This window comes from Nitrincola tapanii (genome assembly GCF_008368715.1).
In the GTDB taxonomy this organism is placed as follows: Bacteria; Pseudomonadota; Gammaproteobacteria; order Pseudomonadales; family Balneatricaceae; genus Nitrincola; species Nitrincola tapanii.
On record NZ_SMRS01000004.1, the window covers coordinates 137,747 to 153,619 of the forward strand.

Consider the following 15,873-nt stretch of genomic DNA (forward strand, 5'->3'; position numbering starts at 1 on the left):
TCTTGGTGTTTTTCACGCCATGACTTGGATTTTAACGGTGATTCTTTCCCTGAGTTCAGTCATGATCTGGCTTCGCTCTTGCTTAACAGGAAGGATCACCACGGCATCCAGCCCATGACTCTTTTAACCAGGCGAGCCAGCACCCTATGTCCATGAATCAACCCCCCGCTAGCCAGCAGATCCCTTTACATAATCCACAGGCACGTGAAGAAGCTAATCAGGTGGCACGTCGGCTGGCGATGAATGCTCTGCCCCCTTTGCTGCTCAATAGTCAGGCCGCCGTCACCTATCAAAGTCGTGGGCATCTGCTAATTATTGCCCCTGAAGATCTGGGGCGCTTAGTCGCGGCCCAGGTGCAACAGGTGGCATCCATCACGCTACTGGCGCAGGGTGAAGTGACCTCCCAGGACGAAGCACATCTAGAGAAAGCGCTGGCGGCTGCGCCTAATCTGCAGCCGATCTATCTGCCCTTGCAGCAGTTAAGTGGTTGGCTGGGTGCTTTTCAGTTGCAGGTACGCACACCGCAGGGAGAAATTCTCGATCTAGCCGAGGCTCTAATCGGTCAGCCATTTTTTGATTTAGTGCTGGATCTGAGTGCAATCCCTTGCCTGAAGGCGGAGCTGTCACCCCCCGGTTATTTTCATGTCGCCGCAGATCAACAGTCTCTGCATCAGGCTTTGAATGAAATCGCGGAGCTGACCGGCGAATTTGATAAGCCGATTTATGTGCAGGTCAATCATGATCTCTGCGCGCATGCCGATCGCGGTAAAATGGGCTGTACGCGCTGTCTGGACGTGTGTCCGGCGGATGCCTTGAGCAGTCACAACCGCACCGATAGCCATGACTTTATCATTGAAGTGGATACCCACCTTTGTCATGGTGCGGGCAGCTGCACCACTGCCTGTCCGACCGGTGCCTTGAGTTTTCAGCTCCCCCAGCCCAAGCATCAACTTCAGCGTCTGAGTGATTACCTGTTGCAGTACCGGCGTTTGGGGGGCGAAGCGCCCGTGTTGCTGATCCATGCAGAATCGACTCCCCTAAATCTTGAGCAACTCCCCGGCCAGCTTTTGCCCTGGGCGCAAGAGGAAGCGGCCACCCTAGGGATCGAGATCTGGATGTCAGCCTTGGCGCTGGGCAGTTCTGCCGTAGGTATTTTAATCGATGCCTCCACCCCGGAATCGCTACGTCAATTATTAACGCGTGAGGTCGAGAGCGCACAAGCGCTGCTTCAAGCTTTGGGTCATGCGACTCAGCGCATCCAGCTGCTTGAGCAGGAAGTTTTAACAGAATCTCTACCCTCTGTTCTGACCTCTTTGCAGCATCCGAGCCTAGACGTGGCCGAGAGTCTAATTTACGACGGTAAACGCAGTCTGCTGAATCAAGCGCTGGATCACCTGTATGAGCAGGGCAATCCGGTGGCGGAACCGGTGTCTTTGCCCGCAAAGAGTCCTTATGGTCAGGTTCTGCTGGACAGTGATGCCTGTACCCTATGTATGAGTTGTGTCGCCATCTGCCCGACGCAAGCGTTACGTAACCCCGATCCGGCGCAGCCATTGCTCAGTTTTATCGAAGGTGATTGTGTGCAGTGTGGCTTGTGCCAGAGTGCATGCCCTGAAAAAGCCATCCGTCTAGAGGCGCGTTTTGCACCGGCTGCCGGTGTGCGCGCGGAGCCACGCACCTTGAAAGAGGAGGAGCCTTTCCATTGTATTCAGTGTGGGGTGCCCTTTGCGACGCGCAGCACCATCGACAAAATCCTTGGCAAACTGCAGGACCATGCCTACTTCCAGGGTGAGGCTGCGAAGCGCTTGCAGATGTGTGGTGATTGCCGTGTACGTGACACCTATCGTGAATTGGCGCTCGATCCAGAAGCGCAGCTACGTTTGTAACCCCTTTGCTGAGAAGGAACCCTAATGAATCTGTTGATGCCCATGGCGGCCACCCTGTCAGATGACGATGCCTTGCGTGCCGATATTTATGCGCTCTTAGCCGCTTTATGCCGGCAAGCGCCGGCCACTGAATTGCTGGAGTTTTTGGCGGGTTTAGAGCTGGAGCCGGAAGATAATTCGGAGATGGCGACTGCTTGGCAGATGCTCAAACTGTCGGCACAACGTTGCCAACCGCAGCTGCTGGAAGATGAGTATGTCACCTTATTTATCGGTCTGGGGCAGGGTGAATTAACGCCCTTTGCCTCCTGGTATCTTACCGGTTCTTTAATGGAGGCGCCTTTAATAGAACTGCGTGAAGATCTAGAGCTGTTGGGATTTGCCCGTGAAGAAGGGGTGAAAGAACCAGAAGATCATATTGCTGCGCTGCTGGAGGTGATGAGCCTGCTGATTTTGCAGGGGGCCAGTCTTGAGCGTCAGGCTGTCTTTTTTCAACGCCATTTACACGCCTGGGCGGGTGCTTTATTCCAGGATATGGCCAAAGCCCCTTCAGCACTTTTTTACCATGCTGTCGCCTTGTTGGGTCAGGCGTTTATTCAAGATGAAACTCTGGCACTTTGTGCCCGTAATGCGACCACTCAGAGTGTGCGCCTAAGAGAACACTAACTGCTTAAGATCTTTAGAAAACTTTCCACTCGCAGCGCCCTTGGCGCTGTTTTTTTGTCCCGCTCTTGTAAACACCCTAGGTCAGAATGACCCACTCCCCAGTCAACAGGCTTAAAACCACGGATTTTGAGGTGTTTTTCGCGGCGGATGCTGAGCCGAAATCTGGCCTAGCGCTTGCTCTGAAGTCTTAGGAAAGCGTTGCCGAGCAACCCGAGTCAGGGTGCAGCCTGTAGATGAGGATAAATAAGATGACTGAATCACAAAAAGAATCCACCCCCTTAACGGATACGGACCTGTCAGGTCGCCGTCAGTTTCTGAAAGGTGTGGCCCTGGCGACAGCGGCGGGCGCCGCAGCGAGTGCCGGTGTCGCGGTTGCTGGCAGTGAGCCGGTGACCTTAGCGCAGCCGGAAACGGCCGAGGGTTACCACGAAACCGATCATATTCGTGCTTATTACGCCAGTTGTCGCTAAGACAGCATCAGAATCAAGGGGATCACCATGCGTCTGAAGAAGAAAATAAGTGAACAGGCGGTCGGGCAGAGCGCTGGGCAGCGTTTTGGCGTGAGCCGCCGTTCCTTCTTAAAAGGCTCCACACTGGCCGCTGGGGGCATTGCGGCCAGTGGTTTATTGGGCCAATCGATGATTCGTCCGGTCGAAGCGGCGACACCTAAATCCAATGCGCCGGTGGAAATTAAACGGACAATTTGTAGCCACTGTTCGGTGGGCTGTGGTGTTTATGCCCATGTCCAACAGGGGGTGTGGACCTATCAGGAAGCTGCCTTTGATCATCCGATCAACAAGGGAGCCCATTGTGCCAAGGGTGCGGCCTTGCGTTACCACGGCCACTCCACACGTCGTTTGAAATATCCGATGAAGCTGGAAGGTGGCAAATGGAAGAAACTGTCTTGGGAACAAGCCATCGATGAAATCGGCGATAAGATCGAATCGATTCGTGCGACTTCCAGCCCGGATTCTGTCTTTTGGTTAGGCTCGGCTAAGTTTAACAACGAGCAGGCTTATCTGTTCCGCAAAATGGTTTCCCTCTGGGGTACCAACAACGTAGAGCACCAGGCGCGTATCTGTCACTCGACAACGGTGGCAGGTGTCGCCAATACCTGGGGTTATGGTGCCATGACCAACAGCTACAACGACATGCAGAACTCCAAGTCGATGCTGTTTATCGGTTCCAATGCCGCCGAGGCGCATCCTGTATCCATGCAGCATGTGTTGATCGCCAAAGAGCGTAATAACTGCAAAATCGTTGTCGCGGATCCGCGTTATACCCGTACAGCGGCGAAAGCGACGCAGTATGTGCGGATTCGTCCAGGCTCCGATGTCGCCTATATTTGGGGTCTGTTGTGGCATATCTTTGCCAACGGCTGGGAAGACAAACGCTATCTCGAACAGCGTGTTTACGGCATGGATGAGATCCGCGAAGAGGTTAAACAATTCCCGCCTTCAGTGGTGGAGAACATCACCGGCGTGGATGAACAAACCATGTATCAGACGGCTAAACTCCTGTCTGATCATCGTCCAGGTTGTGTCATCTGGTGTATGGGCGGAACTCAACACACCACGGGCAACAACAACACCCGTGCTTACTGCATCCTAGAGTTGGCGTTGGGCAACATCGGTAAGTCCGGTGGCGGGGCCAACATCTTCCGTGGCCATGACAACGTGCAAGGTGCAACCGACTTTGGTGTCCTGTCCGATTCTCTACCGGGCTACTACGGTTTGGCTGAAGGCGCTTGGCGTCATTGGGCTGGGGTGTGGGGCGTCGATTTTGATTGGATTCAAAACCGCTTTGATCCGAACGAGTACCGTGGTGGCAAACCTATGCACACCAACGGCATCACCGTTTCCCGCTGGATCGATGGGGTGCTCGAAGATAAAGAGAAGATGGCGCAAAAGGATAATATCCGTGCCATGTTCTACTGGGGGCATGCCGTCAATTCGCAGACGCGTGGTCCTGAAATGCGTGAAGCGATGAAAAAGCTGGAGATGATGGTCATCGTTGATCCTTATCCGACAGTGGCGGCGGTGATGAATGATCGTACCGACGGTGTGTATCTGTTGCCGGCTTGTACACAGTTTGAAACCTATGGTTCGGTCACGGCCTCGAACCGTTCAATTCAATGGCGTTCGAAAGTCATCGAGCCCCATTTTGAATCGAAACCGGATCACGAAATCATGTACCTGCTGGCGAAAAAAGTGGGGATTGCCGATCAGGTCTTCAAAAATATTCAGGTCAATGGCAATGAGCCTTTGATTGAGGATATTGTCCGTGAATACAACCGGGGTATGTGGACGATCGGTTATACCGGTCAGAGCCCTGAGCGTCTTAAGTATCATCAAGAAAACTGGCATGCCTTTGATTTTGTCAGCCTGCGTGCCGTCGGCACTGAGGCGCATGGCGATTTCTACGGGCTGCCTTGGCCTTGCTGGGGTACCCCAGAGATGAAACACCCAGGGACGCATGTGCTTTACGACACCAGTTTGCCGGTGAAAGACGGTGGCCTGGGTTTCCGTGCCAACTTTGGGGTTGAGCGTAACGGTCAAACCCTCTTGGCTGAAGGCTCTGCACCTGTTGGTAACGAAATTGGAGATGGTCATCCTGAGTTCACGGCCGCACTGCTGCAGCAACTGGGCTGGTGGGATGATCTCACGGCAGAAGAGAAACAGTCCGCCGAAGGTAAGGACTGGAAAACCGATCTGTCGGGCGGCATTCAGCGTGTGGCGATCAAACACGGGTGTGCGCCCTTTGGTAATGGCAAAGCCCGCACCATCGTCTGGACCTTCCCGGATGCGATTCCAAAACACCGTGAACCCCTCTACACCACACGCCGTGATCTGGTGGAAAGCTATCCGACTTGGGATGACTTTGAGTCTCTCTATCGTTTGCCAACGCTGTATAAGTCGATCCAGGCACGCGATACCTCCGCTGAGTTCCCGATCATTCTGACTTCAGGTCGTTTGGTGGAGTATGAAGGGGGCGGCGATGAAACACGTTCTAACCCTTGGTTGGCGGAGCTGCAACAAGACATGTTTGTTGAGATCAATCCATTTAATGCCAACACCCTGCGCATTGCTGATGGTGATGATGTCTGGGTCTATGGTCCTGAAGGGGGGCGTGTGCGTGTCAAAGCTCTGGTGACCAATCGTGTGGATCGTAATGTTGCCTTTATGCCTTTCCACTTCGGGGGGGAATTCCAAGGTGAAGATCTGCGCAGTCGTTACCCAGAGGGCAGTGATCCTTATGTCTTAGGGGAAGCGGTGAACACCGTGACCACCTATGGCTATGATCCAGTGACGATCATGCAGGAAACTAAGTGTACCGTTTGCCGTATCGAGAAAGCGGCCTGAACCCACAAAAAATAACCCAGCAGGGCAGAGAGTCGACACTCTCTGCTCGTGAGGAGAAACTCCATGGCTCGTATGAAATTTTTATGTGACTCAGAGCGCTGTATCGAATGTAACGGCTGTGTCACCGCGTGTAAAAATGCCAATGAAACGGAATGGGGCATACAACGTCGCCGCGTGGTGACCCTGGACGATGGTGAGATTGGCAAAGAAGTGTCTATCTCCGTTGCCTGTATGCACTGTTCCGATGCTCCGTGTATGGCGGTGTGTCCGACCGACTGCTTCTACCCCACTGAAGACGGCCTCATCCTCCATAACAAAGATGCGTGTATCGGTTGTGGTTACTGCCTCTACGCCTGCCCGTTTGGCGCCCCTCAGTTCCCGAAACAGGGCGCCTTTGGTGCGCGTGGCAAGATGGACAAGTGCACCTTCTGTGCCGGTGGACCTGAGAGTGATCCAGTTCTGGAAGAGCAGAAATATGGCGCCAACCGTCTGCGTGAAGGCAAGCTGCCTTTGTGTGCCGAAATGTGCTCGACCAAAGCGCTGCTGGCGGGAGATGCACAAGAGGTGGCGGATATCTTCCGTGAGCGTGTGGTGTATCGTGGGCATCGCAACTCCGCTTGGAGTGCGGTGGAACATGAAGCGGCGGAAAATGAACAGCTGGCTCAGCAAGCCGCTGATCTGGCCTATGACGCAACCCAGAGAGCCTGAGTATGAACGCCTTATGGATATCCCATCCAGGGCAGTCCAAACCCTGGCTCTATCTGCTGCTGCTCTGTCTGTTCAGTCTGCCTTTGAGTGCCTGGGGGCAGAGTGCGGCCGATCCGCGTCGTGAAGCACTGCAATCCATGCCCGGTACCACGCCAGATTTCTGGCGTGATGCGGTGGAAGGGGTGACGGGGCGCACGACTTCGCGCAGTCCGGGTGCCGACACTCTGATCATGACGGAGGGCGAGCGCTGGCGACAACTGCGTAACCAATGGATTTCGCCGGGAGGCGCCATAGCGCTCGGCGGCACGCTGGTTGCGTTGTTGGGCTTTTATCTGCTGGTCGGGCAGATCAAGCTGGCGCATCCACGCAGTGGTCGTAAGATTGAGCGTTGGACACGCTGGGACAGAACCATTCATTGGTATGTGGCGTCTTTGTTCATCATTTTGGGGCTCACCGGCTTGTCGATTTTATACGCCAAGTGGTTTTTGCAACCGATCCTGCCGACCAGTGTTTGGGCGGCTTGGATGAATGCGGCGAAAAACATCCACAACTATCTCGGTCCTCTGTTTGCACTTGGGGTTGTGGCGATGATCGTCAAATGGTTAAAGCATAACTTCTTTAACCTGACCGATCTTAAGTGGTTCCTCAGAGGCGGTGGTATCATCGGTAAAGCGCATCCTTCAGCCGGTTATCTGAACGGTGGCGAGAAGGTCTGGTTCTGGATGATTGTACTGGTCGGTTTGACGGTGGTGGCTTCCGGTCTTGTCTTGGATTTTCCAAACTTTGGTCAATCGCGTGAAACCATGCAGTTGTTCCTGGTGATCCATGCGGTGGCCTCCTTGATTCTGCTGGCCGCTTCGTTTGGACATATCTACATAGGCACCCTCGGTACGGAAGGCGCCTTGGAAGGTATGAAAACGGGTTATGTTGATGAAACCTGGGCCAAACAACACCATGATCTTTGGTATGCCGAGGTCAAGGGTAAAGACTTACCCTAGCAAACCCTTCACTTTAACGCAGCGGTGATCCTCACCCTTGATCCGCTGCTTTTTTCCAACCCTATGCCAGGTTTTTTTGCTGAGCCTCTGGTTATAATGGGATTCAGTTTTAAACTTCTTAAGGCCTTCTGGCCTGTTCACCTTCTGCGATGAGAGATCTGCCATGTCTAAGATGCCTTTTGATGTTGCAACCCAGACGGAACTTGAAGCCGCTGCCTTTCGCCATCTGTTAGCCCACTTGGATGCTAATAAAGAGGTGCAGAATATTGATCTGATGATTCTGGCGGATTTTTGCCGCAACTGCCTGGCCAAGTGGTTAGTCGCTGCGGCGCAAGAGCGGGGCTTAGACTGGGATTACGAAGCGGCACGTGAGCATGTTTATGGCATGCCTTATAGTGAGTGGAAAGATCTTTACCAAGCTCCAGCAACCGAAGCACAGTTGGCTGCCTTTGCCGCACGTGAAGCCGCAAAAAAAGCCCAGCAGGGGGCTTGAACATGACTCAGGAAGCGATCTCTTTACGTATTGCGGTGCTGACACTGTCCGATACCCGGACGCTGGCAGAGGATCGTTCCGGCGATACGCTCGAGCAGCTGTTAACCGCAGCAGGGCATCAGTTGGTGGCACGTGAGTTGATTCCCGATGACATCTATCAGATGCGTGCTCAGGTCAGCCAATGGATTGCCGATCCTGAAGTGCAGGTGATTTTAACCACGGGCGGTACTGGCTTTTCCGGTCGGGATTCCACCCCGGAAGCGATGCGTCCGCTGTTTGATACCGAGATTGAAGGTTTTGGTGAACTCTTCCGTCAACTTTCTTATGCCGAAGTGGGCTCTTCCACCGTACAATCACGCGCGCTGGCCGGTTTAGCCAATCGTACTGCGATCTTTTGTTTGCCGGGTTCGACCGGTGCCTGTAAGACGGCCTGGAAGGGGATTTTGGCTGAACAGCTTGATAGCCGACATAAACCTTGCAACTTTGTTGGTATCCTCCTGCATGGCAAGCAGCTACACAGTGTATAAGCGCCATGTTGTGAGGGCTTGATCGCATTTATGGGGCTGTTTGATTTCCTACATTCGCCAATCTTGAGAGGCCTAATAGGGTGACTATGCCTAAGCCACTGCGTCCAGTTGATGAGGCGCTGCAAGCGATGCTGGCGCAATTTGAGAGCCTGCAGAACAGCAATAGCAGCACCTCTCGCGTCCGTGAAACTTGCGTTTTGTCACAAGCCCTGGGGCGGGTTTTGGCCGTGGCCGTTCAGGCGGAACTGGATGTCCCGCCCTGTGACAATAGCGCGATGGATGGTTATGCCCTACGTGTCAGTGATGCGCCTGGCCCCTTACCGGTGAGTCAGCGTGTGGCCGCCGGTCAAGCGCCGCAACCATTATTACCGGGCACCTGTGCACGGATCTTTACTGGAGCTCCCATTCCCGCAGGAGCAGACACGGTGGTGATGCAGGAAAAAATCAGCCTAACGGCCTTTGAAGATATTCTGTTTCCAGCCGACCTGGTACCTGGAAATAATATCCGTCGTGCCGGGCAGGATGTGGTAGCGGGCACCACTCTGCTGACTCCAGGGGTACGTTTGGATGCGCGTCATCTGGGTTTGTTGGCCAGTATTGGTTGGGCTGAGGTGGAGGTCTACCGACCTGTGCGAGTGGCGATTTTGTCCACAGGCGATGAGCTGGTCAGCCCTGGGCAAGCGCTGGCACCGGGGCAGATCTACAACTCCAATGCGCCTCTGTTACAGGGATTATTAAGCGAGTGGGGGGCGGAAGTGGTGAGTGTGCAGCCGGTGGAGGATAGCTTCGCGGCGACTTGCCAAGCCTTGACCGCAGCGGCTCAGCAAGCGGATCTGATTATCTCAACCGGTGGAGTCTCGGTGGGTGAAGAAGATCATATCAAGCCCGCTGTTGAGGCGTTGGGAGGGCTCGAGGTTTGGCGGTTGGCGATGAAACCTGGCAAGCCTCTAGCGATTGGGTATATAGGCCAAACCCCTTTTATTGGGTTACCGGGCAATCCTGTGTCCACCTATGTCGGGGCGCAGGTGTTTGTGCGCCCAGCGGTGCAACAGCTGAGTGGTGCGACACCTGAGTCGCCAAGGCTGTTGCAGGGGATAGCACAGTTCCGCACACGGACCGAGATACGCCAGGAATACCTCAGGGTGCAAGCCGTTTGGCGCGATCAGGCTTGGCAGCTCGAAGCTTTTGCCAACCAAAACTCAGGCGTCCTGACTTCCGTGGTCTGGGCCAATGCCTTGGCCGTGATTCCGCCAGGCCAGTGCGTGCAGCCCGGTGATCGGGTGACGTTTTTTCTGCTTTAAGCCGCAGGTTTAAACGACCCCTAACCCGGAAAGCAGTTGTTGCATGGTGGCCTCATCTTCCGGGTTGATCTGGGCTTGTCGATGCAAGTGGATACAAAAGCGACTGCCGACCCCTAACTTAGATTCGACACACAGGTCTCCACCATAGCGCCTAACCAGCGACTGGCTGATTGAGAGACCGAGGCCATTGCCATTTTCACGCGTTGTGTAAAAGGGCTCAAAAATACGTGCGGCGACCTCTGCAGGCATTCCACAGCCATTATCTTGTACACAGATCTCCACACCTTCTGTGCCTGTTTTACTCAACCAGGGCTGAGTGGAGAGACGAATCTCACCGCCCTGTTCGGGGAGCGCATGGGCTGCGTTCAGCAGCAGATTCACCAGTACCTGCTGTAATTGCTGGCGATTCCCTTCAATCTCACCCTGGGCTTGGTAAGACTCCAACACCTGGATACCCTTTTTCTCGAGCGCATGGCGTACCAGGCTTAGGGTATCCTTCACCACCCGATTGACCTCCATTTGGTGCAGTTGATCGATCATCTGTCCAGGGCGTGAGTATTGCAGCAGATTGTTGATAATGGCTTGAATACGATAGACCTGCTCGATCACGGTATCGATCTCTTCCTGAACAGGCTGGGCGTCTTCCCCTAATTCGGCCAGTAAAAGATCCATGTGTCCGAGGATGACCGCAGCCGGGTTGTTAATCTCGTGCGCAATTCCGGCCGTGAGTTCCCCTAATACGGCGAGTTTCTCTTTCGTAAAGAGTTCGGCGCGTGTGGCTTTTAACAGCTCGATCGAGGCTTCTAACTCAGCGGTTTTTTCTTGCAAGCTGGCGGTACGTTCTGTGACTTTTTGTTCTAAACGCTCAGCGGCTTGGCGAATATGTTCTTGGCGTGCATCCAGCTCATCCAGCATGGAGTCAAACTCTTGAGCTAAGAGGGCCAACTCATCCTGATGCTTCAGCGGCCCGATGCGCACCGAGCTATCACCGCTTTGCACGGCGAGCACCGAGCGGTGAATGTGACGGATCGGGGCAAACAGCGCATAGGCACTACGCCAGACCAGCACCGCCGACACCAGCAGAATCAGCAGAAGGGTGATGCCCAGTTCGCCGAGCGTTTTTCGATACATCTCAACGAAGGGGCCTTCCGAGAAGCCCGCATAGAGCATGCCGATCAGCTCACCTTGCAGATCATAGAGGGGTTCATAAGCGCTGATAAACCAATCGCTGACGACAAAGGCACGATCCAACCAAACGGCTTGTTGATCTAACACGCGCACGGCTACATCCGCTGAAATGCGCGTGCCGATGGCCCGAATAAAATCCTCATCCTCTAAGTGGCGCGGTACATTGGTACTGATGCGCACTTCGTCGAGAAATAGCGTGACGGTGCCGATGCCACGCGAAGGTAGGGCATCGCGGCCATAAACCAGATCTCGAATTTGATCGACAAATTCTAGGTTGTGGTTCATCAGTACGCCGGCATCTAACCAAGCTTGAACCTCACCCTGAGCATCGCGCAGCGGGTAGAGGCTACGCACAAACATAGCTCGTGTTTCCTCTCGTGCATCACTTGGGCGCGCACGTGGGGTATCCAGAATCTCGACCCGTGCCGCCGCAACCAGGTGTGGAAATTCACTCGCCAGCTCTTGTGCCGAGAGCACCGACAAACCGCGTAAGGCTTCCCCAGCCTGCAGCTGTGTGTGCAAGCGCTCTGCGCTACTGGGTAGGCTACTGGTTAAAGAGTGCTGTGCGCTGCTGGGCAAAAGGCGTAAATAATCCAACCCATAGACCTCCTGCCAGCGAGCCAGAGTGGCACTATCCAGCTCAGTGAGCTCAAAGGCTTGAGCAAGAAAATGCAGATGTTCGAGCTGGCGCTCCTGCATCAGTTGCAGGGTGCTGCGTGCCACTGCAAGATCCGAGGCGACCTTCATATACAGCTGTCGGTCGGTATAGGTGCGTGTCCAGTAGGTGGTGAGGGCAATGAGCGCCAGGAGGGTTAGCAGAATGGGCGTCAGGATCAAGAATACCAGGCGCCCACGCACCGATTGTCGCCAGCTTAAACTCATGCCAGGCGCTCAAGCTCATCGTGATCAAGCGACTTGTCCAGCTCAGAAGTCTCTGCGCTTTCTTGCCAACCGGCCAGTTTACGATCGAGCGTTTTACGAGCGATGCCCAGTTGCCGAGCGGCAGCGGATTTATTGCCCTCACACACCTCCAGTACACGCAGGATATGTCGCTTCTCGACCTCCTCTAACGGCCAGCAGCTTGGATAAGCGGCGTGAGCCTGGGCACCGAGTTCAGGGGTACGCAGTTCATCCAGCGGCAGGTGTCCGAGCAAGATACAGCGTTCAATAAAGTTCTTCAGTTCACGAATATTGCCTGGCCAGGAATGGCTTTGCATGGCGCGCAAATCTTCATGGCTAAAGGGTACGGCGGGCAAGCCGAGGTCACTGGAAAGCTTGCGTGAGAAATAATGCGCCAACTGCGGGATGTCCTCTGCCCGTTCCCTTAGGGGCGGGAGGGTGAGGGTGAGTACATTCAAACGGAAAAACAGGTCTTCACGGAAGTTGTGTTGTTTGACTTCATCGCTGAGTTTGCGATTCGTCGCGGCCAGAATACGAACATCAGTAGGAATCTCACGCTCACTGCCGACTGGGCGAATCTTTTTCTGCTCTAGGGCGCGCAGCAGTTTAGCCTGCATGGCCAAAGGTAACTCGCCAATCTCATCCAGAAAGAGGGTGCCGCCACTGGCGTAGGTGAAGAGTCCATCACGCGCACGATCGGCACCGGTAAACGCGCCTTTGGTGTGCCCAAAGAGTTCTGCTTCCAAGAGCTCCGGTGAAATCGCCCCGCAATTGACCGGCACATAAGGGCCTTCTCGACCGGATTGCTGGTGCAGGGCGCGCGCGACCAGCTCTTTACCTGTACCCGATTCGCCTTCAATCAACACTGCAGAGGGCGTAGGCGCCACACGTGTGATCACCGCCTCTAGGCGTTGAATCACTGAGCTGTCGCCCAGCATCGGGGTGTCGGCATCTAGATAGCGTGTGACTTCACGACGCAAGAGAAAGTTCTCACGTGCCAATTGGCGGCGCTTTAACACGCGCAGCACCGCATTCATCATCTGTTCCAGACGAAAGGGTTTGAGGATAAAGTCGGCGGCTCCGGCACGTAGCGCTTGAATCGCGGTATCCAGCTCGGCATAGGCGGTCATAAAGATCACATCACTGTGACGATTCGGATCCTGTAGCGCCTCATGCCATTCAATTCCCGAGCGCCCTGGCAGTTTGACATCGACAATCAGTAGGTCAAAATGGCAGCGGCGGCGGATCTCTTCGGCCCGCTCAATACTGCTGGCCACTTCCACCAGACCAAAGTGTTTTTCCAGGGCTTTTTGCAAAAAGCTACGCATGCCAGACTCGTCATCCACGACTAAAACAGCCGCAGAACGGCATAGACTCAGATCAGCATTGGTATTCATAGGATTCTCAAGACAGTGGACAGGAAGTCGCATCTCTCAGGGTCGATTTGACGCGCTTCGCTTTTATATTTGTATCTTTTTGACCCAAGCATAGTGTCTTAATCTCGAGGTATCCAGTTTTTTGTCCCAAAATAGGGCCAGTTACCCCTGATGTTTCGTGAGCTTGGACGGCTGCACGGGTAAAGCTGGACTCGTATTTGCTGATCAGACTGAGTGCAGTGAACCTCTGCCTAGATTTTCCATGACAATCGATAAAAGGAAATGCCCATGAAGCTTCGCTTCGGTCTCTTATGTCTGCTCTTGGCTCTTTGCATAAGCTCCAATCTTCAGGCGCAAACTCAACTGCGTTTAGCGACTACAACCAGTACTTACAACTCCGGTCTATTGGATTATCTGCTTCCACATTTTGAGCAGGCCTCGGGCATCCAAGTGCAGGTGATCTCGGTGGGAACCGGAGCCGCCTTACGTTTAGGACAGGATGGAGATGTGGATTTGGTGATGACACATGCGCCTGAAGCCGAAACCGAATTTGTTGCGGCAGGTTATGGGATTGAACCTAGGGCTTTGATGTACAATGATTTTGTGATTGTCGGCCCGGCTCAAGACCCGGCCGGTATCGCACAGAAGCAGACGGCGGTAGACGCCTTTGCCAGGATTGTATTGCAAGGCGCAATTTTCGTCTCACGTGGAGATGACTCCGGCACTCACATCAAAGAGTTAAGTTATTGGCAGGCGCTTGAACAGACGCTACCCTTCCCAGGCTACCGTGCCGTGGGTCAGGGTATGGGGCGCGTGCTGTCGATTGCGGATGAGATGCAAGGTTATACCCTAACGGATCGAGGCACCTGGTTGGCGATGCGTGCCAAACTGGATAATCAACTGTTGCTACAAGGAGATCCTTCTCTGTTTAACTCTTATCAGGTCATTCTGGTCAATCCAGAGCGCCACCCCCATGTTCAGGTTGATGAGGCACGACGCTTCTCAGATTGGTTGGTCTCAGAAACTGGGCAAGCTTTGATTAATGCTTTCCAGGTAGACGGTGAGCCTTTGTTCTTTGCTTCGGCACAGGAGAACTAAGCGCGATCATGGAGTCCTTATCACAAGCCACCTGGGCAGCGGTTCTGCTGTTGTTGTCGGGTGATGCGGAGCTTTGGCAGATTATAGCGGTCTCTTTTCGTGTCTCTTTGACCGCGCTCATCTTGGCGTTGCCCCCGGCGCTCTTCCTGGCTTTTTGCCTCAGCTTTTGGCGCTTTCCTGGGCATGGGTTGATTGTGACGCTGAATAATGCCCTTTTAGCCGTGCCTACGGTCGTGATCGGTCTCCTGCTCGTTTTACTCTTATCCCGTAGCGGCCCCTTTGGCGATCTACGTCTGCTGTTTACTCAACCCGCGATGATCATCGGTCAGATGCTCATCGCGTTTCCCTTGCTTCTAGTCATGCTGCACGCGGCTTATCAGGGCGTCTCGCGTCATGCCTGGGAAACGGCACGTAGTCTGGGTTGTTCACGCTGGCAGAGCCTATGGCTGGTGACGCTAGAAGGGCGTTTTGCCATTCTCGCGGCCTTGGTCACGGCTTTTGGTCGTATTGTAGCGGAAGTGGGCTGTGCCATGATGGTGGGGGGCAATATTGCAGGTTACACCCGCACGATCACCACCTCTATCGCTCTGGAAACCACTAAGGGGGAATATGTGCAGGGCATCGCTTTGGGGATTGTTTTGTTGATACTTGCACTCGGATTAAATCTGTTGGTTGGGCTAAGTCGTGGCCGTGCTGTGCAGGGTGTCCAGACATGAGTCTCCTCAAGGCGGAAGATCTGAGCAAACATTTTGGCCAACGTCTCCTGTGGAGAATACCCAGTTTAAGTGTGCAGCCTGGGCAGTTGATCTATCTGCGTGGTGATAATGGTAGTGGTAAAACCACCTTGTTAAAAACGTTGGCCGGTTTGCTGCCTTTGGAGCAGGGGCGGGTCGAGTTGCTGGGGCAAAGCGTGGCTCCAGGAAAGGGGGTATGTTATCTGCACCAGCAACCCTATATGTTTGATACCAGTGTTTGGAGGAATCTACAGCGGGTGCCGGTGTCGGGATTAAGTCGTGCGGCCTTGCAGGCCAAACGCGAAGAGGCTTTGACTTGGGCGGGGTTAACGGAGCAGCGCCATCAACCTGCCCGCACCCTTTCTGGGGGCGAGCGTCAACGTTTAGCTATGGCGCGGGCGCGTTTAAGTCAGCCTTGTGTTTGGCTATTGGATGAACCCCTCGCGAGTTTAGACGACCGCTCGGCGATACAGGTGCTGGAGTTGATCCAGCACTTACAAGCGGCTGGAGCCGCGATTTTGCTCACCTCTCATCAAAGCGGACAACTGAGTGCGCTGTGTCAGGAGACTTGGCTTTTACAGGATGGAGACTTGCATCCTCAGGCGCTTTAGTCGAAGCTTCAAACAGTGGTTTGTGGAG

The 15,873-nt window shown here is 54.2% G+C and carries 14 protein-coding genes; 12 read left to right on the forward strand and 2 right to left on the reverse strand.

Annotation, left to right across the window (positions count from 1 at the left end; genetic code table 11):
• Positions 1-146: 146 nt before the first annotated feature.
• The 9 genes from E1H14_RS06510 (at position 147) to E1H14_RS06550 (ending at position 9,938) form a co-directional block, all read left to right on the forward strand.
• Complete coding sequence (locus E1H14_RS06510) at positions 147-1,886, forward strand: 4Fe-4S binding protein (RefSeq protein WP_149390647.1); 1,740 nt, start codon at positions 147-149, stop codon at positions 1,884-1,886.
• 24 nt (positions 1,887-1,910) lie between these two features.
• The gene (locus tag E1H14_RS06515; protein WP_149390648.1) at positions 1,911-2,549 is read left to right on the forward strand and encodes a TorD/DmsD family molecular chaperone; all 639 of its coding nucleotides are present in this window, start codon (positions 1,911-1,913) and stop codon (positions 2,547-2,549) included.
• 248 nt (positions 2,550-2,797) lie between these two features.
• Positions 2,798-3,019 carry a twin-arginine translocation signal domain-containing protein gene (locus E1H14_RS06520; RefSeq protein WP_149390649.1) on the forward strand — a complete coding sequence of 74 codons (222 nt, stop codon included), beginning with the start codon at positions 2,798-2,800 and terminating at the stop codon, positions 3,017-3,019.
• Positions 3,020-3,046: 27 nt separating this feature from the next.
• A complete protein-coding gene (locus E1H14_RS06525) occupies positions 3,047-5,911 on the forward strand; it encodes a molybdopterin-dependent oxidoreductase (protein WP_149390650.1) in 2,865 nt (954 codons plus the stop codon).
• 63 nt (positions 5,912-5,974) lie between these two features.
• Positions 5,975-6,619 (forward strand): formate dehydrogenase FDH3 subunit beta, encoded by a 645-nt coding sequence (fdh3B, locus tag E1H14_RS06530; RefSeq protein WP_149390651.1) that lies wholly within the window; start codon positions 5,975-5,977, stop codon positions 6,617-6,619.
• A 2-nt stretch (positions 6,620-6,621) separates the two neighbouring features.
• Positions 6,622-7,617 carry a formate dehydrogenase subunit gamma gene (locus E1H14_RS06535; RefSeq protein ID WP_149390652.1) on the forward strand — a complete coding sequence of 332 codons (996 nt, stop codon included), beginning with the start codon at positions 6,622-6,624 and terminating at the stop codon, positions 7,615-7,617.
• A 163-nt stretch (positions 7,618-7,780) separates the two neighbouring features.
• Complete coding sequence (locus E1H14_RS06540; RefSeq protein WP_235017405.1) at positions 7,781-8,110, forward strand: DUF1244 domain-containing protein; 330 nt, start codon at positions 7,781-7,783, stop codon at positions 8,108-8,110.
• Between the two features lie 2 nt (positions 8,111-8,112).
• A complete protein-coding gene (gene moaB / locus E1H14_RS06545; protein WP_149390653.1) occupies positions 8,113-8,637 on the forward strand; it encodes a molybdenum cofactor biosynthesis protein B in 525 nt (174 codons plus the stop codon).
• A gap of 86 nt (positions 8,638-8,723) precedes the next feature.
• Positions 8,724-9,938 carry a molybdopterin molybdotransferase MoeA gene (locus tag E1H14_RS06550; protein ID WP_149390654.1) on the forward strand — a complete coding sequence of 405 codons (1,215 nt, stop codon included), beginning with the start codon at positions 8,724-8,726 and terminating at the stop codon, positions 9,936-9,938.
• 9 nt (positions 9,939-9,947) lie between these two features.
• Here the strand turns inward: E1H14_RS06550 and E1H14_RS06555 are convergent, their stop codons facing one another.
• Together E1H14_RS06555 and E1H14_RS06560 are read right to left on the reverse strand one after the other, a co-directional pair.
• Positions 9,948-12,008, reverse strand: coding sequence for a sensor histidine kinase (locus tag E1H14_RS06555; RefSeq protein WP_149390655.1), 2,061 nt, complete (start codon positions 12,006-12,008; stop codon positions 9,948-9,950).
• A complete protein-coding gene (locus tag E1H14_RS06560) occupies positions 12,005-13,423 on the reverse strand; it encodes a sigma-54-dependent transcriptional regulator (protein ID WP_149390656.1) in 1,419 nt (472 codons plus the stop codon). Before E1H14_RS06560 ends, E1H14_RS06555 begins: the two co-directional genes overlap by 4 nt.
• A 267-nt stretch (positions 13,424-13,690) precedes the next feature.
• On the opposite strand from E1H14_RS06560, the gene E1H14_RS06565 reads away from it, so the two are divergent.
• From E1H14_RS06565 to E1H14_RS06575, 3 genes are read left to right on the forward strand one after another with little or no spacing between them, the layout of a single operon-like run.
• Positions 13,691-14,500: a substrate-binding domain-containing protein gene (locus E1H14_RS06565; protein WP_149390657.1), complete on the forward strand. Its 810-nt coding sequence runs from the start codon at positions 13,691-13,693 to the stop codon at positions 14,498-14,500.
• A gap of 8 nt (positions 14,501-14,508) precedes the next feature.
• Positions 14,509-15,216 carry an ABC transporter permease gene (locus E1H14_RS06570; RefSeq protein WP_149390658.1) on the forward strand — a complete coding sequence of 236 codons (708 nt, stop codon included), beginning with the start codon at positions 14,509-14,511 and terminating at the stop codon, positions 15,214-15,216.
• Positions 15,213-15,845 (forward strand): ABC transporter ATP-binding protein, encoded by a 633-nt coding sequence (locus E1H14_RS06575; RefSeq protein WP_149390659.1) that lies wholly within the window; start codon positions 15,213-15,215, stop codon positions 15,843-15,845. The genes E1H14_RS06570 and E1H14_RS06575 overlap by 4 nt, the downstream gene beginning before the upstream one ends.
• The last annotated feature ends 28 nt before the right edge of the window (positions 15,846-15,873 follow it).

Bases quoted from the DNA above. Each gene is read 5' to 3' on its own strand.
- E1H14_RS06510 (WP_149390647.1), top strand. From the start codon at position 147: ATGTCCATGAATCAACCCCCCGCTAGCCAGCAGATCCCTTTACATAAT.
- E1H14_RS06515 (WP_149390648.1), top strand. From the start codon at position 1,911: ATGAATCTGTTGATGCCCATGGCGGCCACCCTGTCAGATGACGATGCC.
- E1H14_RS06520 (WP_149390649.1), top strand. From the start codon at position 2,798: ATGACTGAATCACAAAAAGAATCCACCCCCTTAACGGATACGGACCTG.
- E1H14_RS06525 (WP_149390650.1), top strand. From the start codon at position 3,047: ATGCGTCTGAAGAAGAAAATAAGTGAACAGGCGGTCGGGCAGAGCGCT.
- fdh3B (WP_149390651.1), top strand. From the start codon at position 5,975: ATGGCTCGTATGAAATTTTTATGTGACTCAGAGCGCTGTATCGAATGT.
- E1H14_RS06535 (WP_149390652.1), top strand. From the start codon at position 6,622: ATGAACGCCTTATGGATATCCCATCCAGGGCAGTCCAAACCCTGGCTC.
- E1H14_RS06540 (WP_235017405.1), top strand. From the start codon at position 7,781: ATGTCTAAGATGCCTTTTGATGTTGCAACCCAGACGGAACTTGAAGCC.
- moaB (WP_149390653.1), top strand. From the start codon at position 8,113: ATGACTCAGGAAGCGATCTCTTTACGTATTGCGGTGCTGACACTGTCC.
- E1H14_RS06550 (WP_149390654.1), top strand. From the start codon at position 8,724: ATGCCTAAGCCACTGCGTCCAGTTGATGAGGCGCTGCAAGCGATGCTG.
- E1H14_RS06555 (WP_149390655.1), bottom strand. From the start codon at position 12,008: ATGAGTTTAAGCTGGCGACAATCGGTGCGTGGGCGCCTGGTATTCTTG.
- E1H14_RS06560 (WP_149390656.1), bottom strand. From the start codon at position 13,423: ATGAATACCAATGCTGATCTGAGTCTATGCCGTTCTGCGGCTGTTTTA.
- E1H14_RS06565 (WP_149390657.1), top strand. From the start codon at position 13,691: ATGAAGCTTCGCTTCGGTCTCTTATGTCTGCTCTTGGCTCTTTGCATA.
- E1H14_RS06570 (WP_149390658.1), top strand. From the start codon at position 14,509: ATGGAGTCCTTATCACAAGCCACCTGGGCAGCGGTTCTGCTGTTGTTG.
- E1H14_RS06575 (WP_149390659.1), top strand. From the start codon at position 15,213: ATGAGTCTCCTCAAGGCGGAAGATCTGAGCAAACATTTTGGCCAACGT.